This window comes from Rheinheimera sp., assembly GCF_037442345.1.
In the GTDB taxonomy this organism is placed as follows: Bacteria; Pseudomonadota; Gammaproteobacteria; order Enterobacterales; family Alteromonadaceae; genus Pararheinheimera.
Window position 1 is genome coordinate 13,775 of the sequence record NZ_JBBIQL010000031.1, and the last position, 21,333, is coordinate 35,107.

General features: G+C 52.4%; 18 protein-coding genes. 4 read left to right on the forward strand and 14 right to left on the reverse strand.

Annotated features, from left to right (window positions below; translation table 11 throughout):
- Nucleotides 1-10: 10 nt before the first annotated feature.
- From truD to WKJ04_RS16530, 7 genes are all read right to left on the reverse strand, one after another.
- Nucleotides 11-1,051: a tRNA pseudouridine(13) synthase TruD gene (truD, locus tag WKJ04_RS16500; RefSeq protein ID WP_337881422.1), complete on the reverse strand. Its 1,041-nt coding sequence runs from the start codon at nt 1,049-1,051 to the stop codon at nt 11-13.
- Entirely contained in the window at nt 1,051-1,533 is a 483-nt protein-coding gene (gene ispF, locus WKJ04_RS16505; protein ID WP_337842587.1) for a 2-C-methyl-D-erythritol 2,4-cyclodiphosphate synthase, read from the reverse strand. The genes truD and ispF overlap by 1 nt, the downstream gene beginning before the upstream one ends.
- A complete protein-coding gene (gene ispD, locus WKJ04_RS16510; protein WP_337881423.1) occupies nt 1,533-2,213 on the reverse strand; it encodes a 2-C-methyl-D-erythritol 4-phosphate cytidylyltransferase in 681 nt (226 codons plus the stop codon). The genes ispF and ispD overlap by 1 nt, the downstream gene beginning before the upstream one ends.
- Nucleotides 2,210-2,494, reverse strand: a complete 285-nt coding sequence (ftsB, locus tag WKJ04_RS16515; protein ID WP_337842585.1) for a cell division protein FtsB — start codon at nt 2,492-2,494, stop codon at nt 2,210-2,212. Before ftsB ends, ispD begins: the two co-directional genes overlap by 4 nt.
- A 73-nt stretch (nt 2,495-2,567) precedes the next feature.
- Complete coding sequence (locus WKJ04_RS16520) at nt 2,568-3,212, reverse strand: hypothetical protein (protein WP_337881424.1); 645 nt, start codon at nt 3,210-3,212, stop codon at nt 2,568-2,570.
- A gap of 44 nt (nt 3,213-3,256) precedes the next feature.
- Nucleotides 3,257-4,552 (reverse strand): phosphopyruvate hydratase, encoded by a 1,296-nt coding sequence (gene eno / locus WKJ04_RS16525; RefSeq protein WP_337881425.1) that lies wholly within the window; start codon nt 4,550-4,552, stop codon nt 3,257-3,259.
- Nucleotides 4,553-4,611: 59 nt separating this feature from the next.
- Nucleotides 4,612-6,249 (reverse strand): CTP synthase, encoded by a 1,638-nt coding sequence (locus WKJ04_RS16530; RefSeq protein WP_337881426.1) that lies wholly within the window; start codon nt 6,247-6,249, stop codon nt 4,612-4,614.
- A 220-nt stretch (nt 6,250-6,469) separates the two neighbouring features.
- On the opposite strand from WKJ04_RS16530, the gene WKJ04_RS16535 reads away from it, so the two are divergent.
- Entirely contained in the window at nt 6,470-8,281 is a 1,812-nt protein-coding gene (locus WKJ04_RS16535; protein ID WP_337881427.1) for a PAS domain S-box protein, read from the forward strand.
- A complete protein-coding gene (locus WKJ04_RS16540; protein WP_337881428.1) occupies nt 8,278-10,662 on the forward strand; it encodes an EAL domain-containing protein in 2,385 nt (794 codons plus the stop codon). Before WKJ04_RS16535 ends, WKJ04_RS16540 begins: the two co-directional genes overlap by 4 nt.
- Before the next feature lie 42 nt (nt 10,663-10,704).
- Here WKJ04_RS16540 and lysS read toward each other — a convergent pair whose 3' ends face one another.
- Both lysS and prfB read right to left on the reverse strand, forming a co-directional pair.
- A complete protein-coding gene (lysS, locus tag WKJ04_RS16545) occupies nt 10,705-12,222 on the reverse strand; it encodes a lysine--tRNA ligase (RefSeq protein ID WP_337881429.1) in 1,518 nt (505 codons plus the stop codon).
- 27 nt (nt 12,223-12,249) lie between these two features.
- Nucleotides 12,250-13,348 (reverse strand): peptide chain release factor 2 gene (gene prfB, locus WKJ04_RS16550; protein WP_337842578.1). Its coding sequence is split into 2 segments (ribosomal slippage): nt 12,250-13,272 and nt 13,274-13,348, totalling 1,098 coding nucleotides; the frame shifts between segments, so codons are not numbered across the junction.
- Nucleotides 13,349-13,589: 241 nt separating this feature from the next.
- Here prfB and WKJ04_RS16555 point away from each other — a divergent pair.
- Nucleotides 13,590-15,131, forward strand: coding sequence for an alpha-L-arabinofuranosidase C-terminal domain-containing protein (locus tag WKJ04_RS16555; RefSeq protein WP_337881430.1), 1,542 nt, complete (start codon nt 13,590-13,592; stop codon nt 15,129-15,131).
- Nucleotides 15,132-15,217: 86 nt separating this feature from the next.
- Here WKJ04_RS16555 and recJ read toward each other — a convergent pair whose 3' ends face one another.
- Genes recJ through xerD form a run of 3 tightly spaced genes read right to left on the reverse strand, consistent with a single transcriptional unit; the run spans nt 15,218 to nt 18,628 of the window.
- Entirely contained in the window at nt 15,218-16,945 is a 1,728-nt protein-coding gene (gene recJ / locus WKJ04_RS16560; RefSeq protein ID WP_337881431.1) for a single-stranded-DNA-specific exonuclease RecJ, read from the reverse strand.
- 10 nt (nt 16,946-16,955) lie between these two features.
- Nucleotides 16,956-17,660, reverse strand: a complete 705-nt coding sequence (dsbC, locus tag WKJ04_RS16565; protein ID WP_337881432.1) for a bifunctional protein-disulfide isomerase/oxidoreductase DsbC — start codon at nt 17,658-17,660, stop codon at nt 16,956-16,958.
- A gap of 20 nt (nt 17,661-17,680) precedes the next feature.
- A complete protein-coding gene (xerD, locus tag WKJ04_RS16570) occupies nt 17,681-18,628 on the reverse strand; it encodes a site-specific tyrosine recombinase XerD (RefSeq protein WP_337881433.1) in 948 nt (315 codons plus the stop codon).
- Between the two features lie 47 nt (nt 18,629-18,675).
- Here xerD and fldB point away from each other — a divergent pair, with 47 nt between their 5' ends.
- Nucleotides 18,676-19,215 carry a flavodoxin FldB gene (fldB, locus tag WKJ04_RS16575; protein WP_337842573.1) on the forward strand — a complete coding sequence of 180 codons (540 nt, stop codon included), beginning with the start codon at nt 18,676-18,678 and terminating at the stop codon, nt 19,213-19,215.
- On the opposite strand, the gene WKJ04_RS16580 is transcribed toward fldB, so the two are convergent.
- Together WKJ04_RS16580 and WKJ04_RS16585 are read right to left on the reverse strand one after the other, a co-directional pair.
- Nucleotides 19,212-19,970: a transporter substrate-binding domain-containing protein gene (locus tag WKJ04_RS16580; RefSeq protein ID WP_337881434.1), complete on the reverse strand. Its 759-nt coding sequence runs from the start codon at nt 19,968-19,970 to the stop codon at nt 19,212-19,214. The two genes, fldB and WKJ04_RS16580, sit on opposite strands and share 4 nt — an antisense overlap.
- 121 nt (nt 19,971-20,091) lie before the next feature.
- Nucleotides 20,092-21,288, reverse strand: a complete 1,197-nt coding sequence (locus WKJ04_RS16585; RefSeq protein WP_337881435.1) for an amino acid aminotransferase — start codon at nt 21,286-21,288, stop codon at nt 20,092-20,094.
- Nucleotides 21,289-21,333 lie beyond the last annotated feature (45 nt).

A 21,333-nucleotide genomic window follows, 5' to 3' on the forward strand; every position in this document is an offset into this window, starting at 1 on the left:
TCCAAATTGGTTAATCCAGCGGCGCCTGATGGCGCTGCACATCCTGATAATTCACCAGTTCTCTGAGCACTGCAGTGGCAAAACAGCCAGCATACAACTGAAAACTCAGACAAATATCCTGCCCCTCGCGCCGCCACTGCAGTTGCCGTGGCACCAGACGGACAGCACGGCGCTCTGCGCGCATATTCAGCGCAATCAGTGCATCCACCCAATGCTGCCAATTGTGCAGGCTTTGCTGTTCAAACTCCAGTGCTTCGCCCTGCACCAAAGGTTCACCACAACCAGCCAGCGCCGCTGTCGGGTGAAGATCAAACAGAGCCAGACGCTGCAGCAATACCTCATCCGGTTGGTCCACTTTAAACACAGAACCAGAGCCATCAAGCTGCACCACTTCACCCTGCAACAGGGTGTTAAACACCCCCAGTTCCAGCCGTCGCGCCAGTTGAGTATTAAATAAAAATGATCGGGCCGCCGACAAAGCCAAGCCACGAATTTGCCGGTCCGTAATACTGCCGCCGTTAAACAGCCGCTCAGCCAGAGCCAGATTGCCGCCGTCGCGGCCAAAGCGCTGTTCGCCATAATAATTGGGCACGCCTTGCTGCACTAGCTCTAAACGCTGTTCCAGCTCCTGCGGTGCAGAAAGGTCCCGTAACCGCAGATGAAAGCTGTTGTGTGCAATAGCGCCTAACCGCAAACGGCGCTGGTGGCGGGTGACCTGCAGGATACGGCACCCTTCAATCTGCCAGTTCAGCCAGTCAGGCTCCTGTTTGATAGGAAAAGGTACACAGAACCACTGACGGGTGACCGCATGGCGGTCTTTCAAACCGGCATAGCTGACCTGACGCGCTTTGCAGCCGACGATGTCTGCCAGTTGCTTCGCGACAAACTGGGTGTTCTGGCCAATTTTTTCAATAAACAGCAACAAGTGCTCCCCTGCCCCTGTCGGTGTGAAACTCAGGGTTTCTTCCACCACAAAGTCATCGGGTTGCACGCGCAATAACGCCTGGCCTTTGGGTTTTCCGTACAAATAAGGGAATTCGGGCAGTTGCATCAGTTGTGTACCAACAGCACCACAGCTTCAACGGCTATACCTTCTTTGCGGCCAACAAAGCCCAGCTTTTCAGTGGTGGTGGCTTTGACATTCACCTGAGCCAGCTCTGTCTGTAAATCTGCGGCCAGGCACTGGCGCATTGCGTCGATATGAGGTGCCATTTTTGGCGCCTGCGCCAGAATAGTGACATCCAGATTGCCAAGCTGATAACCCAGCGCCTGCACATCGGCAAAGACTTTCCGCAGCAGAATGCGGCTGTCGATGCCTTTAAAGGCGGCATCTGTGTCCGGAAAGTGATGGCCTATATCCCCCAATGCCACAGCACCCAATAAAGCGTCAGACACGGCATGCAGCACCACATCCCCGTCGGAATGCGCCAGCAGTCCCTGTTCATAGGGGATTTTGACGCCCCCCAGGGTCACCGGGCCTTCACCACCAAAGGCATGCACATCAAAACCGTGGCCAATACGAAAAGGTAACATCAGTGTTGCTCCAGATAAAAACGGGCCAAAGCTAAATCTTCAGCCTGGGTGATCTTGATATTGTCGGCATGGCCCGGTATCAGCAACACGGGCTGCCCGGCCCATTCCATCGCACTGGCTTCATCGGTAACCGCAGCACCAGCGGCCAAAGCGCTCTGCAAGGCGCCGCGTAACAATGCCGTTGGAAACAGCTGTGGCGTATAGGCATGCCACAACCCTGCCCGCTCCACTGTCTGTTCAACCAAAGTACCGCCACGTTTCATGGTGTCACGCACAGGTGTGGCCAGAATGCCGCCGGCATTTTCGCTCAGGCAACGCGCTATCAGCAGTTGGACATCCGTCACCCGGACCACAGGACGGGCGGCATCATGCACCAGCACCCAGGGATACTGCGCGGCATCGATCTGCACCAAGGCATTGAGCACAGAGTTGGCGCGTTCAGCCCCACCATCGACCCGCGTCAGGCCTGGTTGCTGCAAGGAGGTTAATGCAGGGTAATAAGGATCATCTGTTGATACAGCGATATAAAACTGCCGGAGCTCAGGCACCTGCTGCAGACGCCGCACCGTCTGCTCCAACACAGTGGCCCCTGCTAATTCCAGATATTGTTTTGGCCGGTCGGCCTGCATACGTTTCCCGACACCAGCGGCTGGGATCACAGTCGCTATCTTGGGGATCATTTGATTTCCATCGGCGTCACAATGCGGAAGAATACTTCGTTTTGTTTAATCAGGCCCAGTTCATTGCGAGCCCGCTCTTCAATGGCGTCCAGACCTATCTGCAAATCGGTGACATCAGCCCGCAGTAAGTGATTACGTCTGGCCAACTGGGCATTTTGTTGCTCAATTTTGGTCAGTTGGTTCTGATGCGCCCAATACTCCATCACACTGTGCTGTCCCAGCCACAGACGGTGTTGAAGTGCCCCTAACAGCAGCAGCAATAATAAAACCAATAATCGCATCAGATTGTTCGCTCCGGATCTCTGGTTGTATTATGAAGGCTGAACAGTGCGCAGGAAAGCCCCACAACAGCTTTCAGGGCTGAAAAGGTTTGGCAAAGTTCTGCCAGTTCAGCCGACTGGCCAGCAACAACTCCCGTAAACTGAGTAATCGGGGCGGTTTTCGTTCTGCATTCAACCACTGATGGCCGCTGCAGGCCGCCGTCATCAGACTTTTGCTGGGTTTGAGTAAAAACTTATCAGCGTTGTCAGCAGACAAAGGCGTGCCATTAAAACCAAACCAGCCATGCTCGTTGCAATGCAAACGGCTGCCGTCCAGGTCAATTTCATCGACTGAATCGAGCCAGACGCTTTCCAGCCCCTGATGTTGCTGGTAGACCGGCACTATCAGGGCTTTTTTGGCGTATTTGCGATAGAACTGCTCAATTTGCTCAATACCTTGTTCTTTGGCCGGGCAAACCAGCGACTGCCGGGCCAACCAGCTGGCATTCTGGCCGTCAAACTGCAAAGGGGATGGATGCTGCACAATACGTTCCGCAGCGCGGCGGATATAAAAAGGTAAGCTGGCCAGACGTTTGGCCAGGGTCGGCAACAGTTCGGGCGGTAATTTGGACAAACGGGCTATTTCACGCTCGTACAGCGCGTTGCACAGTTCGGTGTAGGCCTGACTTTGTGCTTCGTCCTGCCAGAGCTGATGTTGATCAGCATCACGTTTTTTCATAGCCGCAAGCATGGGGTCAGAGTACTACTCTGACCCCATCTTTATCAGGCCTGGCCTTTAATTTCTACGCGGCCACGGTACGGCGCTTTGGCGCCCAGTTCCTGCTCAATACGCAGTAACTGGTTGTACTTGGACACACGGTCAGAACGGCATAAAGAACCGGTTTTGATTTGACCGGCCGCAGTACCTACCGCCAAATCCGCGATAAAGGCATCTTCAGTTTCGCCTGAACGGTGCGAAATCACCGCAGTAAAACCGGCATCTTTGGCCATTTTAATGGCGGCCAGCGTTTCGGTCAGCGAACCAATCTGGTTGAACTTGATCAGGATGGAGTTACCAATGCCCTGCTCAATACCACGGGACAAAATTTTAGTGTTGGTCACGAATAAATCGTCACCGACCAACTGCACTTTACCACCAATTTTGTTGGTTAAATCTTTCCAGCCGTCCCAGTCCGATTCATCCAGACCATCTTCAATCGAAACTATTGGGAAGCGGGTCGCTAAACCTGCCAGGAAATCGTTGAATTCATAGGAACTGAACTCCCGGCCTTCACCAGACAGTTTGTATTTACCGTCGACGTAAAACTCTGAAGCGGCGCAGTCCAGCGCCAGCGTCACGTCTTTGTTCAGCTCGTAACCAGCGGCAGCCACGGCCTTGGAAATCACAGTTAAAGCTTCTTCGTTTGACTTCAGATCCGGTGCAAAACCACCTTCATCACCCACAGCGGTGTTTAAGCCCTGGCTGTGCAGTTCTTTTTTCAACTGGTGGAAAATTTCAGCGCCCATCCGCAGTGCTTCAGCGAAAGTTTTGGCACCCACTGGCTGCACCATAAATTCCTGAATATCAACGTTGTTGTCGGCGTGCTCACCACCATTGATGATGTTCATCATAGGCACTGGCATGGAATAGACACCTGGCGTGCCGTTCAGATCAGCAATGTGCTGGTACAGCGGGATTTTTTTATCCGCAGCTGCAGCACGGGCCACCGCCAGTGACACAGCCAGAATGGCGTTGGCGCCCAGTCTGGATTTGGATTCAGTGCCATCCAGATCAATCATGATCTGGTCAATAGCCGCCTGGTCGTAAGCAGATTTGCCCAGCAGCGCTGCTTTAATAGGGCCATCAATATTGGCCACAGCAGTGCGCACACCTTTACCTAAATAACGGCTTTTATCGCCGTCACGCAGCTCCAGCGCTTCGCGGGTACCGGTCGAAGCACCGGATGGCGCACAACCACGGCCCATAGCACCGCTTGCTAAAATAACGTCAGCTTCGACTGTTGGATTGCCACGGGAGTCCATAATTTCACGGGCAATGATGTTGACGATCTCAGACATAAATAATCCCCTTACTTGCTGCGCAAAAAGCCGGATTGAGGCCCGGCTTTTGTTAAAAATTAAACTAACTGTTGTTTTTGATGTTTATACGCGGCCGCGACAAAACTGCGGAACAGCGGATGGCCGTCCCTCGGTGTCGAGTTAAATTCCGGATGGAACTGACCGGCAACAAACCATGGATGTTTTGGAATTTCCACCATCTCGACTAACTGGTTGTCGGCTGACAATCCGGAGAACACCAATCCAGCCTCTTCTAAACGGGCAACAAAGTGATTGTTCACTTCGTAGCGATGACGGTGACGTTCAGAAATCACGTCTTGACCGTAAATTTCGCGGGCTTTGGTATTGGGCTTGAGGTTACAGTTCTGACTGCCCAGACGCATAGTGCCCCCCAGATCCGATTTCTCAGTCCGTTGTTCCACTTTGCCTTCTGAATCCAGCCACTCCGTGATCAAACCGACCACAGGGTAAGCGGTATTTTTATTAAATTCGGTGGAGTGCGCGCCTGTTAAACCCAGCACGTTACGGGCGTACTCAATCAAGGCCACCTGCATACCTAAACAAATGCCCAGGTAAGGCACTTTGTTTTCACGGGCATAACGGGCTGCCATAATTTTGCCTTCAACCCCACGCTCGCCAAAACCACCTGGCACCAGAATAGCATCCAGACCAGCGAGAATATCGGCGCCTTTGGCTTCGACATCCTGTGAGTCGATGTATTTGATATGCACAGTCAGTCGGTTTTTCAGACCGGCATGGCCCAGCGCTTCATTGACTGATTTATAAGCATCCGGCAGTTCAACGTATTTGCCGACCATCCCAATGGTCACTTCACCCGTTGGGTTGGACTCCTGGTACAACACCTGTTCCCACTCGGACAAATCCGCTTCTTTGGCACTTAAATGGAAACGACGCACAATTAAATCGTCCAGCCCCTGAGATTTCAGCAGCGCCGGGATCTGGTAAATGCTGGACACGTCTTTTAACGAAATAACAGCGCGCTCTTCCACATTGGTGAACAGCGCAATTTTGGCTTTTTCATTGGTCGGAATAGCCCGGTCTGAACGACACACCAGAATATCCGGCTGAATACCAATTGAACGTAATTCTTTGACCGAGTGCTGTGTCGGTTTGGTTTTAATTTCACCGGCAGTCCCCAAGTAGGGTACTAACGTCAGGTGCATAAACATGGCGCGTTCGCGGCCAATTTCTGTGCCTAACTGACGGATAGCTTCGAGGAATGGCAGCGATTCGATATCACCGACAGTGCCGCCAATCTCAACGATGGCAATGTCATAACCTTCACCACCGGCGACAACGCGGCTTTTAATTTCGTTGGTAATATGAGGAATGACCTGAATAGTCGCACCTAAATAATCACCACGGCGCTCACGACGCAGCACGTCGGAATAAATCCGGCCTTGGGTGAAGTTATTCAGTTTGGTCATTTTGGTGCGGATAAACCGCTCGTAGTGGCCCAGATCCAAATCGGTCTCTGCGCCATCTTCGGTGACAAAAACTTCACCGTGTTGAATGGGGCTCATGGTACCCGGATCCAGGTTGATATAAGGATCCAGTTTCAGAATGGTCACTTTCAGACCACGCGCTTCTAAAATAGCGGCTAACGAGGCTGCTGCAATACCTTTACCCAAGGAGGAGACAACCCCACCCGTCACGAAGATGTATCTAGTAGTCATGAGACCTCTGAGACGCCAATGGCATTAAGAATTACGTACTTAGGACGGGCGCAAAGTATAACAAAGCCGCTGCTGTCGCTCAATGTAAACCGTATAAAACCGCCAAGAACACAAAGATATGCTTGTCGCTCAGTGATTTATCTGCAAAACGGCAGAATAGCTGTTTGCTTTTCAAACTATGGCTGTCTACATTTTCCAGACAATTAAGAAGGATTTTAATGTGCAGCCGTCTGACGTATTGACCCTCCTTGGGCTGTCCACCCTGGCGACTCATCTGCCAAACGGAATAGCCGTACTGGATACCGACTTCAGGTATCTGTTTATTAACCCGACCTTGGCAGATTTCAATGGCTGCTCGGTGCAGGACCATTTGCATCAGCATGTCACGGACATACTGCCGCATCTGGCGGGAACCATAGTTCCCATGCTGACGAAGGTGCGTGACAGCGGCATCGCTCTGGTCGATTTTGAACTGACACCCCACACCACAGCGCCTGAAAACCACTGGTTAGGTTCGTACTTGCCGGTTAAAAACGAACAGCAGCAAGTCGTCGCCATTGCTGTCATCGCCCGCAATCAGACGCGTGAGATGGAAATTCAACAGCACCGCCAGCGCGATCTGAAGCGAATGAAACAGGTGCTGGACAATATGTTTGCCTTTGTCGGTATTTTGCAGCCAGATGGCACCCTGCTCGACGCCAACGCGCCTCCCCTGTTGTTAGCCGGAATTACCATTGATGATGTGGCAGGACGCAAGTTCTGGGAGTGCTTCTGGTGGTTACACAACCAAGCCGACGCAGAGCTGATTGAAGCGGCCTGTCGACGAGCGGCGCAGGGTTACACCAGCCGGTTTGACGTTCAGGCAAAGATGAAAGACAGCCTGATCATTATTGATTTTATGATTGCCCCTGTGTTTGACGAATTTGGCGTTGTGCAGTTTCTGGTGCCTTCAGGCATAGACATCACACGTCGTAAACGCAGCGAGCAGGCGCTGCAGGAAAGCGAAAGCCGGTTTCGCAAAGTGTTCGACAGCGCCGCTGACGCACTGATCGCGGTCAATGCCGAAGGTGAAATTACCCTGGCAAACAAACGTGCTGAGCAGATGTTTGGTTATTCTCAAGCCGAATTATTGGGTCGGCCCGTGGATCTGCTGGTCCCTGCCCAGGCGCGACCGAATCATCACCAGCACAGACATGGCTTTATGCAGCACCCCACCAGCAGACCCATGGCGCAGCGCCAGGAACTCTTTGCCCAGCGTAAAGACGGTTCGCTGGTGCCGGTGGAAATTGGTCTGACTTATCTGGAGCAGGATCCTAAAGCGGCGGTACTGGCCACAGTGACCGATGTGACTGTGGCCGTGCAGGCGAAACAACATCTGCAAAGCATTATCGATGATAAAACCGCGCTGTTGCATGAGCGGGAGCTGTTACTGAAAGAAATTCATCACAGAGTCAAAAACAATCTGCAGATCGTGTCCAGTTTGCTCAACCTGAGATCGCACAATGCGGCTGGTGAACTGAAAGATGTGTTGCAAGACAGTCAGTTACGCATCCGTACCATGGCATTAACCCACCAGCTGCTGTATGAACAAAAAAACTTCAGCTTCATTCCTTTAGGCGCCTATTTACGCCAGTTATCCCTGTTGATACGGCAAAGCATCCTGAGTCCTGATCTGGTGCATTTCGATTTGGATCAGATTGATGATGAACCCCAGCTGCCGTTACAGCAGGCCATCCCTTGTGGCTTACTGGTTACCGAAATACTGACCAACAGCATTAAACACGCGTTTCCTGACGGACGCTCAGGCCGGATCCAAATGACGCTGAAGCAGCTGGATGGTCAGCTCTGCCTGCAGCTCAGTGACAATGGCCAGATCCGGCGCGATTTTTCGCTTGGCCAGGGCAATTCATTAGGTATGCAGTTAATCCCGGCTTTCCTTGCTCAAATGGGTGCACAGGCTGAACTGATCAAATCCGAGGGCACCTCGTACCGGATCCGTTTCAGCGTCAACACAGGAGCAACACCAGAATGAATCACCAAATTCTTGTGGTTGAAGATGAATACATTGTGTCGCTGGATATTCGTCGTACGCTGGAGCAGTTGGGACACAAGGTCGTGGCGACATTGGCCCGGGGTGAGGACGTTGTTGCGACAGCTCTGGCCACCAAACCAGATTTAGTACTGATGGACATCAAACTGGCAGACAAAATGCGAGGCACCGAAGCTGCCTATGAACTCAGACAAGTCAGCGATGTGCCTGTCATTTTCCTGACCGCTTATTGCGATGAACGGGTATTACACCAGGCCTCTCAGAGCTTCCCGCATGGCTACCTGATCAAACCTTTTGATCGCAAAGAACTGGACGCAAGCATCCGGATGGCACTGCTCAGACACAAGGCTGAAGCAGAAGTCCGGCGCTCCGAACAACGCTTACGCCTGGCTCTGGCGGCCGCCAGGATGAGTCCATGGGAGCTGAATCTGACCCACAACAGTTTGCAGCTGCTCCCTGAACCGGACGATTTTTTCAGTCTGCCCGAACCCTGCAACGGCGGTACCGAACAATTTCTGAGTTTGGTCAGCGAAGTCGAACGACCTCGGCTTGCCCGGTTGCTGGACAGGGGCGCAGCGTTCAGCTCCATTTTCAGCAGTAATCTGTCTTCTGCGGAGTCCTATATCGAAATATTTGCCCAGCCAACGACCAGAGCTGACGAACAGATAGTGTTGGGGGTGCTGCGGGACGTGACTCAAAAACAACAGGAAGAACTTCAGCTGCGTCAGGCACATGCCTATTTCAGAACCACTTCGGAAGCTATTCTTATCCTGGATCAGGAATGCAGAATCGTCTCCTGCAATCCGGCTTTTAGTCTGGTCACTGGCTATTCCTCTGCGGAAGTCACAGGAAAAACGCCGGACAGCTTCCTCTATGTGCAGCATCAGTCCTCCCCAATGAGTACCCGTCTGGATGAAATCAGTGCCGATCACTGCAGCAGCGAAGTGCAATGCCGCCGCAAAGATGGTCAGATTTTTCCGGCATGGCAACATTTTTGCAAAGTACGGGCGCCCAAACATAGTAACCAACTGAATCAGTTTGTCTTGATGTTCTCTGATATTTCAGCGCTGCGCAGAGCCGAAGAAGATTTACAGACCATGGCATTCCATGATCATCTGACCGAACTTGGTAACAGAGCCAAGCTGGAAAAGGTGCTCAGGGCAGAACTGGAGCGGGCAAAACGCAATCACTCCATGTTGGGTTTACTCTATCTGGATCTCGACGGTTTTAAATTGGTGAATGACACCCTGGGCCATCATGTTGGCGACATGTTATTGCAGCAGGTTGCCCGCAGGCTCAATAGTCTGATCCGGGCCGGCGACCTGGCCAGCCGCGTTGGCGGAGATGAGTTTGTCCTGTTGTTTCCGGATATCAGCGGGCCTGAAACCTGTCTGCATATTGCCGAAAAACTGTTACAGACTCTGACACAGGACATCCAGCTCAACGACAACATCGTGAATGTCTCGGCCAGTATAGGTATTGCCTGTTACCCGCATGATGCCAAATGCTATGAAGAACTGCTTAAATGTGCCGATCTGGCCATGTTTGAGGCAAAAGACAAAGGCCGCAGTCGCTACTCATTTTTTAACCCAGTACTGGCCCAGAAGACTGCGATGCGGCTGCAGATAGAACAGAACCTGAAACATGCCATGCAATCCGGCGATCAGCTCTATATGGCCTACCAGCCCGTGATCCAGCTGCAAACTGGCAAAGTTTTGGGTTATGAGTCGCTGATCCGCTGGCGTCACCCCCAAATGGGCATGGTGGCACCAGATAAATTTATCCGGGTGGCAGAACAAAGCAGCCTGATCCTCGATTTAGGGCACTGGATCCTCGAACAGGTTTTGACCGACATGGCCACACTCTGGTCAGCCTCAGAAGACATCCGCTGGTTATCCATTAATCTGTCCGTCAAACAACTTGAAATCCCGGGGTTGGCAGAAACCATTGCCAATCTGTGTCTGCAGAAAAACGTGAACCCGGCCTTTTTGTTATTTGAAATTACCGAAACGGCGCTCAGCCAGTCAGATGAAATCCTGCAGAATCTGGACAGCCTGCGCGCTTTGGGTGCTCGTGTGGCAGTGGATGACTTTGGTACTGGTTATTCATCTTTAAGTCGCTTAAGGACGTTGCCGATCGATTGCCTGAAAATCGACCGTTCCTTTGTTGCGACACTGGAACAGGACCATTTCAGCAAAGAAATTGTCAGAACCATTATTCAGTTGGCTCAGTCTCTGGGACTCAAAGTAGTTGCCGAAGGTGTGGAACAGGCAGAACAAGCCATTCAGCTCAAAGCGTTGGGCTGCGACAAAGCGCAGGGTTATTTTTTCGGTAAACCAGAGCCCCTGCCAAAAAGAAAATAAAAAAGCAGCCGAAGCTGCTTTTTTAGTCGGGGCTGACCCGTCTTATTTATCGCTGTGACGCATATGCGGGAACAGGATCACATCACGGATACTTGGCGCGTCGGCCAGTAACATCACCAGACGGTCGATACCAATACCCTGACCTGCCGTTGGCGGTAAACCGTGTTCCAGCGCCGTTACAAAGTCGTCATCGTAGAACATGGCTTCATCATCACCCGCTTCTTTTTGCGCCACCTGCTCACGGAAACGCTCTGCCTGATCTTCAGCGTCGTTCAGCTCGCTGAACCCATTGCCCAGCTCACGGCCACCGATAAAGAACTCAAAACGGTCGGTGATTTCCGGGTTGTCGTCATTCCGACGCGCCAAAGGCGAAATTTCAGCCGGGTATTCAGTGATAAAAGTCGGCTGTTGCAGTTTGGTTTCCACCAGCTCATCAAAGACTTCCATCAGAATACGGCCATGACCATAGTTGTCTTTCACCTGAATACCGAGCGATTTCGCCAGTTCAGCCACCGCCTCACGGGTGGTGAGCTGCTCTAACTTGACCTCTGGGTTGTAGTGCAGAATGGATTCCGTCACTGACATCCGGGCGAAGGGTTTGCCGAAATCAAAGGTTTTGCCCTGATACGGCACTTCGGTACTGCCAAGCACCGACTGCGCCAGGCCACGGAATAACTCTTCGGTTAAATCCATCAGGTCGCGGTAATCGGCATAAGCCCAGTAGAATTCCAGCATGGTGAATTCCGGGTTATGGCGGGTCGACACCCCTTCGTTACGGAAGTTACGGTTCAGCTCGAACACTTTTTCAAAGCCACCCACCACCAGACGTTTTAGATACAGCTCTGGCGCGATACGTAAGTACATCGCCATATCCAGCGCATTGTGGTGCGTCACGAAAGGACGGGCTGAAGCACCGCCTGGGATCACCTGCAGCATTGGGGTTTCCACTTCCAGAAAGCCTTTGCTGTTAAAAAACTGGCGGATATAGGCCACAGTTTTTGAACGAATAAGGAAGGTACGACGAGACTGCTCGTTCACAATCAGGTCCAGGTAACGCTGACGGTAACGGGCTTCATGGTCGGTCAGGCCGTGGAATTTATCCGGCAACGGGCGCAGTGCTTTGGTCAGCAAACGGATGTCATCCACCCACACAGTCAGCTCGCCAGTCTGAGTTTTAAACAGGGTGCCGCTGGCGCCAACGATGTCACCTAAGTCCCACTTTTTAAAGCCTTCGTTGTATACGTCACCCTGCAGGCTGTCGCGGGCCACATACAACTGGATTTTGCCGCCTACATCCTGAATGGTGGTGAAGCTGGCTTTGCCCATAATGCGGCGCAGCATCATACGGCCGGCCACCACCACCCGGATTTTCTGTGCTTCCAGCTCTTCTTTGCTTAAGTGTTCGTACTGGGCAATGACGTCATTACTGACATGTTCACGGCGAAAATCATTCGGAAACGGGTTGCCCTGCTCACGCAAAGCCGCCAGCTTGTGTTTTCGCTCAGCCATCAGTTTGTTAACGTCTTGATGTTCTTCAATCGGATTATTTTGTTCAGACATTTTCAGTTCCTGACTGTTAAGCTCAAATTACAAACCGGCCTTCAGGCTGGCTTCAATAAAACGGTCCAGATCGCCGTCCAGCACCTGCTGGGTATTGCGGTTTTCTACACCGGTACGTAAATCTTTAATGCGTGAATCGTCCAGCACGTAAGAACGAATTTGGCTGCCCCAGCCAATGTCCGATTTGGTGTCTTCCAACGCTTGTTTCTCCGCGTTTTGCTTTTGCAATTCCAGCTCATACAACTTGGCACGTAACTGTTTAAAGGCATTGTCGCGGTTTTTGTGCTGCGAACGGTCATTCTGACACTGCACTACGGTATTGGTCGGTAAGTGCGTAATACGTACGGCTGAGTCAGTCCGGTTAACGTGCTGACCACCAGCGCCCGAGGCGCGGTAGGTGTCAATCCGCAAATCAGCCGGGTTGATTTCAATTTCGATGTCGTCATCAATTTCCGGCGCCACAAAGACCGAGGCAAACGAGGTATGACGACGGTTGCCTGAGTCAAAGGGGCTTTTGCGTACTAAACGGTGCACACCGGTTTCAGTGCGTAACCAGCCGTACGCGTATTCACCGGTGAATTTGATGGTACAGCCTTTAATACCAGCCACATCACCGTCCGTCACTTCATACAGCTCCGGGCTGAAACCTTTGGCTTCGCCCCAGCGCAGATACATCCGCATCAGCATGCTGGCCCAGTCCTGTGCTTCGGTGCCGCCAGAACCGGCCTGAATATCCAGGTAACAATCGCTTGGGTCGTGTTTACCAGAAAACATCCGGCGGAATTCCAGCAGCTCCAGCTGGCTTTGCAGGTCCGCCAGTTCCTGTTGCGCTTCGATAAAGGTGTCTTCATCTTCGGCTTCCACCGCCAGCTCGACCAGACCGGCTACGTCTTCCAGGCCCTGTTCCAGCTTTTCAATGGTGCCGACAATCTGCTCCAGCGCCGAGCGCTCTTTGCCCAGCGCCTGCGCTTTTTCAGGGTTGTTCCAGACAGCAGCGTCTTCTAATTCACGACTGACTTCTTCCAGCTTTTCTTTTTTGCTGTCGAAGTCAAAGATACCCCCTAAGCACAGCAGTGCGCTCAGTCAGGTCTTTGATTGCGTTGTTTACCGGATTGACTTCAAACATGATTCTTCAGGCTTCAGAAAAAATTGGGCGCGATTGTAGCAATTTTTCACTGGCCATGCAGCCATCTGCGTGAATTAAACCGCTGAGGCCGGTCCCCTTTTATGTTTTTTCGAATCCCCGTTGGGCTTTTTGCCTCTGTATCCTCTTCAGATTGTTTTGTATTACTATAAGATGTATAAAAACCACGCAGCACAGACTGTCAAAACAATGAAAACTCCCGCCAAATCAACAGGAGAAGACGATGCCATTACTAAAACCCATGCTGGTGGTTTTGGGCCTGAGCCTGAATGCCACTGCCTTTGCCGCCACTCACATTCAGCTGGACAGCTCCAGCCAGGGTGCCGTGATCAATAAAAACATTTATGGGCAGTTCGCCGAACATTTGGGTCGTGGTATTTATGAAGGTCTGTGGGTCGGGCCTGACTCATCAATCCCCAATACCAAAGGCTGGCGCAATGATGTACTGGGGGCGTTAAAAGCCTTGCATGTGCCACTGATCCGCTGGCCGGGAGGCTGCTTTGCCGACGAATACCATTGGCGCGATGGCATTGGCCCGCGTGACAAACGCCCAGTTAAAGTGAACACCAACTGGGGTGGCGTGGAAGAAGATAACGCCGTGGGAACCCATGAGTTTTTCGATTTGGTCGAACTGCTGGGAGCCGAAGCTTATGTGAATGGCAACCTGGGCACAGGAACTCCGCAAGAAATGGCGGAATGGCTGGAATATATGACAGCCGAAGGTAAATCAACTTTGGCCGAACTACGGCGCAAAAATGGCCGTGAGCAGCCCTTTAAGGTGCACTATTTTGCGGTGGGCAATGAAGCCTGGGGCTGCGGTGGCAATATGACCCCAGAGTTCTATACCCACCTCTACAAGCAGTACACTACCTTTCTGAAAACCCCGACGCACAATACACCCAAATGGATTGCCAGCGGCGGTCACAGTGAAGATACGTCCTGGGCAGAGTATTTAACTACCAACGTCAAACAAAAAATGGACGCGGTCAGTTTTCACTACTACACACTGCCCACCGGCCAGTGGGATGTAAAAGGTGCAGCCTTAAAGTTTCCTGAATCCGAGTGGATCAGCACTATGGCGCGCACTCTGGCAATGGACGGTTTTATCCGCAACAACAAAGCGGTGATGGACAAACTGGACCCCGGGAAAAAAGTCGGCTTTTATGTGGATGAATGGGGAACCTGGTATGACGTGGAAAAAGGTGAAAACCCGGGCTTTTTGTACCAACAAAACTCCCTGCGGGATGCGGTGGTGGCCGCACTGAATTTCCATATCTTCCATCAGCATGCCGACCGGGTCCGGATGACCAATATAGCCCAGATGGTCAATGTATTGCAGGCGATGATCCTGACCGACAAAGAAAAAATGCTGCTGACGCCAACTTATCATGCTTACAGGATGTACGTTCCTTTTCAGGATGCCACGGCAGTCCCCCTGAAGTTAAGCGGGGTACCAGAGTACAGATTAGCGGGTGTCTCTGTTCCTGCGATCAGCGCTACGGCCGCGAGGACTAAAAACGGCGAGCTGTACCTGGGCCTCGTCAATCTGCACCCGACTCAGGCTGAAAGCGCAGACATTCATCTGGCCGGTATCACTATTCAGCATGTTTCAGGGCAACTCCTGACGGCAAACCAGATGGATGCGCACAATACCTTTGAAAAACCGCATGCCATTGAGCCAAAAGCATTCAGCGCAGAAGGCAAAAATGGCAGGCTGACTATCGAGCTGCCCGCCAAGTCTGTCCTGGTTGTGAAAGTTCAGTAGTCACAGAGGTTGGGGCGTGTTGAGGTTGGAGCCCCCTGCAATCCCGACACGCCCTGATAAAAAAAGCGGGCAATCCCGCTTTTTTATCAGCCCAGTTTTTCAATGTGCCTGATTAACAGTTGCACCGATTGCTGGTCGCGGTAATCGTTGATATCCAGCTGATAGGCCAGCCGGACCATTTTGACATTGGCGTCCGGCCAGGCTTTGTTGTCGGCGTTAAACCAAATTGCATCCACCAACTGGCCCTGCGCAGTTTCCAGCATCAGTTTTAAATGCTTATCAGCCAACAAGCGTTGCTGACGGATCAAAAAGTCGCCTTCAAACAGCGGCTCTGGAAAGGCCTGGCCCCAAGGCCCAGCCTGTTGCAGCAACTGGGCAAAAGACACGGACAGACAATCGGCAGGTAAATCGCCGTCGGTATAAAGTACAGCGGTCAACAGCTCAGGCGTGATGTATTTTTTGGCGACAAAACCCAGCGCCAGTTTAAAGGTATCGAATCTGTCTTCCGCAATGGTCAAGCCTGCTGCCATCGCATGGCCACCAAACTTTTTAATCAGGCCTGGGTATTGAGTCGAGACTTCGTCCAGCAAATCGCGGATATGCAAACCGGGAATGGAGCGGGCAGAACCTTTCAGTTCGCCTTGGTCTCCTTGAGCAAACACCAGCACAGGGCGATGAAACTGCTCTTTGATCCGGCCGGCCAGAATACCAATCACGCCCTGATGCCAGTCACTCTGGTACAGGCACAGCACATCGGGCAATTCTTCCCTGGCAAAGCTCAAACGCTGCAAAGACGCCAAAGCTTCCTGCTGCATACCGGCTTCAATTTCACGGCGTTCCTGATTCAGCCCATCCAGCTCTGCGGCATACATACGGGCTCTGGGCAAATCCGGTGCCAGCAGACAGCTGATCCCCAGACTCATATCATCCAGCCGGCCCGCCGCATTTAAGCGCGGCGCCAGCGCAAAACCAAAATCCTGCGCCGTCAGCTTTTCCGCTTTGCGGTTGGCCACATCAATCAGTGCAGTAATGCCAGGCCTGGCCTTACCACTTCGGATACGTTGCAGGCCCTGGTGCACCAGAATACGGTTATTGGTGTCCAGCGGTACGACGTCGGCCACAGTGCCCAATGCCACCAGGTCGAGCAAATCAGCCAGATTGGGTTCCGGGTTTTGCTCGGTAAAATGCCCCCGCTCACGCAGTGATGCACGAAACGCCAGCAGTAAATAAAAGGCGACACCGACACCAGCCAGTTGTTTGCTGGGAAAATCACAGCCGGGCTGGTTGGGGTTGACGATGGCGTCGGCGTCTGGCAGCTCAGCACCAGGTAAATGGTGGTCTGTGACCAGCACTTTGACCCCCATGCGTTTGGCCAGCGCAATTCCTTCCAGCGCAGAAATGCCGTTATCGACTGTGATAATCAGTTCAGCGCCCTGAGCAACCGCCAGTTCAGCCATTTCCACCGACAGCCCATACCCATACTCAAAGCGGTTTGGTACCAGGTATTCCACGTACTTAAAACCAAAAGCCTTCAACCCAGACAATAAGGTGGCGGTACTGGTGGCGCCATCAGCGTCAAAATCCCCAACAATCACAATACGCTGTTGCGCATCCAGAGCCTGTTGCAACAAAGCGACAGCGGCATCAATGCCTTTGAGCTTTGAAAATGGCACCAACTGGGCAGCACTGCGCGCCAGCTGCAGTTGCTGCGCAATACCACGGCTGGCATAAATACGCTGCAACACAGGGTGAAACTGCTGCAGCTCAGGACTGATGGACGGAACCTCGCGGCGCTGAATAGTTTTACTGCTCAAACCGCCTCCGTTATGCGCCAGGTTGACTCAGAGTATTCAGCAGCGCCTGGGCCGGTTGGTAGCCCGGAATTAACCGGCCATCCGGCAGGATAATAGCTGGCGTGCCGTTAATACCAAAACTTTGCCCCAGCTCGTAGTGCTGCGCCACTTTGTTGCGACAGCTGGCCTGCGGAATGGCTTTGCCTGCTTTGGCGTCGGTCAGCGCCTGTTTGGGATCCTTTGCACACCAAATGGATTGCAGCTCATCGGCCGTCGGTGACTGAATACCACCACGGGGAAACGCCAGATAACGCACTGTGATCCCCAGTTTGTTCAGCTCAGCCATTTCGTTGTGCAGCTTGCGGCAATAACCGCAGCTGGTGTCGGTAAACACATGCACCACGTATTTTTCGTCTGGCGCTTTAAACTCAATCACCGACTTATCAAATTCTTTCACCCCGGTCTGGCGGATGCTTTTCATAACCTGTTCATTCACCAGCTGCTTGTTTTTTAAATCGTAGATATTGCCTTCAAGCAAAAACTGTTTGTTTTCTGAGATAAAAAACAAACCTTTATCGGTTTGCACCTGCAGCAGACCCGGCACCACTGAATTGGCCACTGCCTTGGCGTTTAAGCCTACCTCAGAAAAAGCCTGGCTGATTTCCGGCGCCACCTGGGCCACCACCGACGCAGACACCCATAAAGACAAACCTAAGGCTGAAACTAATTTCTTCATATCTGTAATCCTTGTTACTGCTATCCACGCGGATGATGTTGTTGATGCAGCGTTTTTAATCGGGCCTGCGCCACATGGGTGTAAATTTGGGTGGTCGATAAACCACTGTGCCCCAACAGCAGCTGCACCACCCGCAAGTCTGCGCCGTGGTTCAGCAGATGGGTGGCAAAGGCATGGCGTAAGGTATGAGGTGACAACTCCACCTGAATACCAGCTTGTTTTGCATAGAATTTAATCCGGTGCCAGAAGGTTTGTCTGGTCATCGGCTGCCCCCGTAAACTGGGGAATACTATGCTGCTTTGGCTGGTCAATAACAAGCCCCGGCCCTGATGCAGAAACTTATCCAACCAGTCCACGGCGTTTTCCCCCAGCGGCACTAACCGCTCTTTCTGGCCTTTCCCAGTGATCCGCACCAGCCCCTGGCGTAAGTTCACCTGCTGCAAGGTCAAGCCGACCAGCTCCGATACCCTCAGACCTGCCGCGTACAGAACTTCTAACATCACTTTGTCGCGAAACTGAATCAAATCGTCGATTTGTGGTGCGTCAAGCAAAGCCTCAACGTCCTGCTCAGACAAAGTCTTGGGTAAGGCCCGGCCTATTTTGGGGTTCAGCACCGACGACAGCGGGTTGTCAGCAACCTGACCACTTTTATGCAAATGCCGGTAAAAACGCCTCAGGCTGCTCAGGGTACGGGAGGTGCTGCGGGGGCTGAACCCCTGATCAACACGCCAGGCCAGGTAATGGTTCAGCTGTGTCGCATCCAGTGCCTTTAAACTCAGTTGCTGCTTCTGCAGAAAATCGGCCAGCTTATGCAGGTCGGTACCGTACGCATTCAGGGTATGGACACTGACGCCTTTATCCAGCCAGAACTGATCAAGAAACTGCTGGATCAGCCCCTGCTCTGCGTCAGGCAATTCAGTTTTGGTATGGCGTTTGTCCTTTTTCAGGCTCTGGTTGGTCCGGCTCATCGCTTCTGCTACACTGCCCGCCCGCAACGCTCAGGGTCGGGTTTCTGATGAATATTGGTATTTTTTACGGTTCTACCACCTGCTACACCGAAATGGTGGCAGAAAAAATTCAGGCCATGCTGGCGCTGGAGCCCAGCCTGCCGGATGGCAGCAGTGTAACACTTCACAATATTAAACAGCAGCCTTTGTCGTTGGTCAGCCAGTATGACCTGTTGATTTTTGGCATCTCCACCTGGGATTTTGGTGAGCTGCAGGAAGACTGGGAAGCACATTGGGACCAGGTCAGTACGCTGGACTTGTCAGGCAAACTGGTTGCGCTTTATGGCATGGGCGATCAGCTGGGCTACGCCGAATGGTTTTTAGATGCACTGGGTATGCTGCATCAGGCCATTGCAGCACAAGACTGTATCCGGCTTGGTTTCTGGCCCAATCAAGGCTATGAATTCACCGCCTCCAAGGCGCTGACGGACGACGGCAGCCACTTTGTGGGCCTGGCGCTGGATGAAGAAAACCAGTATGACCAGACCAACGAACGCCTGAGCCGCTGGCTGAATCAGCTGATGGACGAACTGGTCAGCCTGGCTTAATTCTGCGGACTTAGGTTCGCCAGCATCACCTGCTGATACAGCGGCTGACGCTGCACCTGCCGATGAGCCTCCTGCAACTGTTGCAACAGCGCCGGGTCGGTATTTTTACTGGCTGCCAGGTAAGTTTGTTGTTCCAGCTCTTTGATAGGTAATACAAAACGTACGGTGCCTGCCGGCAACTTTAACTGCTTCTCGGTGTCTGGAATGGCCATCAGATCATCGACCACATAGTCCACTTTCCCATTGAGCAACAAACGCCAGCTTTCCAGAATATCGGCTGCCAGCTGAATTTCCCGGCCACTTTTCAGCCCATAGGACTCCAATACTTTCACCGAAAAATCATCACGCTGCGCAGCTACTGAACTGTGCAGCAGTTGCTCAGGGCGGGTCGGATTCAGATCGGTACGCTCCGCCAGCCGGACCAGACCCAGCCGGTAACTGGCGACGGGGCCAATCCAGCGAAAATCGGCTTCCCGTTCCGGTGTGCGGGCCATATTGTAAATCAGCACATTGGGAGTAGTGCTCGCAATGTAATAAGCCCGGGCCCATGGGTAAAGCTCCACCCGGGCGTCCAAACCGGCCTGTTGCAATACCGCTTTGACAATAGAGGTGCTGATGCCCGCCACTTCACCATCGACCACCGTCTGGTGCGGCGGTGAGAGCTCGGTCACTACGCGTAACGGCGCTGGCTGGCTGGTGGCCTGGCTGGCCACACTGACAAAAAGCATCACCAATACAATCAGATACCTGCACATTTCTGAGGATGTCCTTTTAGCATCACCACTGCCTGAGACTAGCTGAGCCCCGGCTAAAACTCCATTCGTAAAAATAACAAGGGCGACCCGGAAGCCGCCCTTGCACCACGGAGGTTGTGTTTTAGCCTTTCAAAACGTCAGCCATAGCCTGAGCGAAATAATCAATATTGCTGTGGTTTAAACCTGCAATGCTGACCCGGCTCGAACCCACCATATAAATGCTGTAATCCTTCCGCAATTGTTCGATTTGTTCCTTGTTTATACCGAGGAAAGAGAACATGCCGTGCTGGCGGGTAATAAAGCTGAAATCCTGCGCTATGCCCTGCGCTTTGAATTTGTCGATAATCAGCTGACGGTAGTTGTTAATGCGGTTACGCATCTCTGCCAGTTCCTGGTGCCATAAGGCCGTCAGCTCAGCACTGTTCAGAATATGGCTGACCAGAATGGCGCCGTGCGCTGGTGGCATCGAATAAATGCTGCGTACGACCGCCAGCAACACCGACTTGGCAATGTCAGCCGTTTTGCTGTCGGCTGTGACCACGCTGACGGCACCGATACGCTCACGGTACAAACCAAAGTTTTTCGAGCAGCTGCTGCACAGCAACAGTTCTGGCACCAAATCCGCCAGATAGCGCAGGCCCTGAGTGTCTTCATCCAGACCTGAACCAAAGCCCTGGTACGCCATATCCACCAATGGGGTAAAGCCTTTTTCTTTGGCCAACTGGGCAAACTGTTGCCACTGGGCAAAGTTTAAATCCATACCGCTTGGGTTGTGGCAGCAGGCATGCACCAGCACCACGTCCCCAGCAGGAACAGTCGCCAGTTCGGCCATCATGGCGTCAAACTTCAGGCCTTTCGTTTCCCAGTCGTAATAGGAATATTCTTTTACCTTCAGGCCAGCAGCCTGAAACAGCGACACGTGATTCGCCCAGGTTGGGTTGGTCACCCAAACAGTCGCGTCCGGATTGGCTTTTTTAATAAATTCAGCGGCCACCCGCAGCGCTCCTGTGCCGCCTGGTGTGTGAGCCGTGATCACCCGGCCAGCCAACAGCACCTGGTGTGCCGGCCCAAAAGCCAGCTTTTCAATATGGCTGTTAAACGACAAATCACCGGCCATACCAATATAGGTTTTGCTGTCTTCCAGCTTCAGACGTAAGGCTTCCGCTTCTTTCACACACTTCAACACGGCGGTGTGGCCATCTTCGTCTTTATACACACCGACACCCAGGTCCACTTTTTGTGGATTAGGGTCTTCTTTGTAAGCGGCCATCAGGCCCAGGATCGGATCAATCGGTGTTGGCTGTAAGTGCGAAAACATAGTATGTACCTGTTAGTCCTGAGTGTAAGTGAAATTCTGTGTTGC

Coding starts and splice junctions, on each gene's coding strand:
- truD (WP_337881422.1), bottom strand. CDS start 1,051: ATGCAACTGCCCGAATTCCCTTATTTGTACGGAAAACCCAAAGGCCAG.
- ispF (WP_337842587.1), bottom strand. CDS start 1,533: ATGTTACCTTTTCGTATTGGCCACGGTTTTGATGTGCATGCCTTTGGT.
- ispD (WP_337881423.1), bottom strand. CDS start 2,213: ATGATCCCCAAGATAGCGACTGTGATCCCAGCCGCTGGTGTCGGGAAA.
- ftsB (WP_337842585.1), bottom strand. CDS start 2,494: ATGCGATTATTGGTTTTATTATTGCTGCTGCTGTTAGGGGCACTTCAA.
- WKJ04_RS16520 (WP_337881424.1), bottom strand. CDS start 3,212: ATGAAAAAACGTGATGCTGATCAACATCAGCTCTGGCAGGACGAAGCA.
- eno (WP_337881425.1), bottom strand. CDS start 4,552: ATGTCTGAGATCGTCAACATCATTGCCCGTGAAATTATGGACTCCCGT.
- WKJ04_RS16530 (WP_337881426.1), bottom strand. CDS start 6,249: ATGACTACTAGATACATCTTCGTGACGGGTGGGGTTGTCTCCTCCTTG.
- WKJ04_RS16540 (WP_337881428.1), top strand. CDS start 8,278: ATGAATCACCAAATTCTTGTGGTTGAAGATGAATACATTGTGTCGCTG.
- lysS (WP_337881429.1), bottom strand. CDS start 12,222: ATGTCTGAACAAAATAATCCGATTGAAGAACATCAAGACGTTAACAAA.
- WKJ04_RS16555 (WP_337881430.1), top strand. CDS start 13,590: ATGCCATTACTAAAACCCATGCTGGTGGTTTTGGGCCTGAGCCTGAAT.
- dsbC (WP_337881432.1), bottom strand. CDS start 17,660: ATGAAGAAATTAGTTTCAGCCTTAGGTTTGTCTTTATGGGTGTCTGCG.
- xerD (WP_337881433.1), bottom strand. CDS start 18,628: ATGAGCCGGACCAACCAGAGCCTGAAAAAGGACAAACGCCATACCAAA.
- fldB (WP_337842573.1), top strand. CDS start 18,676: ATGAATATTGGTATTTTTTACGGTTCTACCACCTGCTACACCGAAATG.
- WKJ04_RS16580 (WP_337881434.1), bottom strand. CDS start 19,970: ATGTGCAGGTATCTGATTGTATTGGTGATGCTTTTTGTCAGTGTGGCC.
- WKJ04_RS16585 (WP_337881435.1), bottom strand. CDS start 21,288: ATGTTTTCGCACTTACAGCCAACACCGATTGATCCGATCCTGGGCCTG.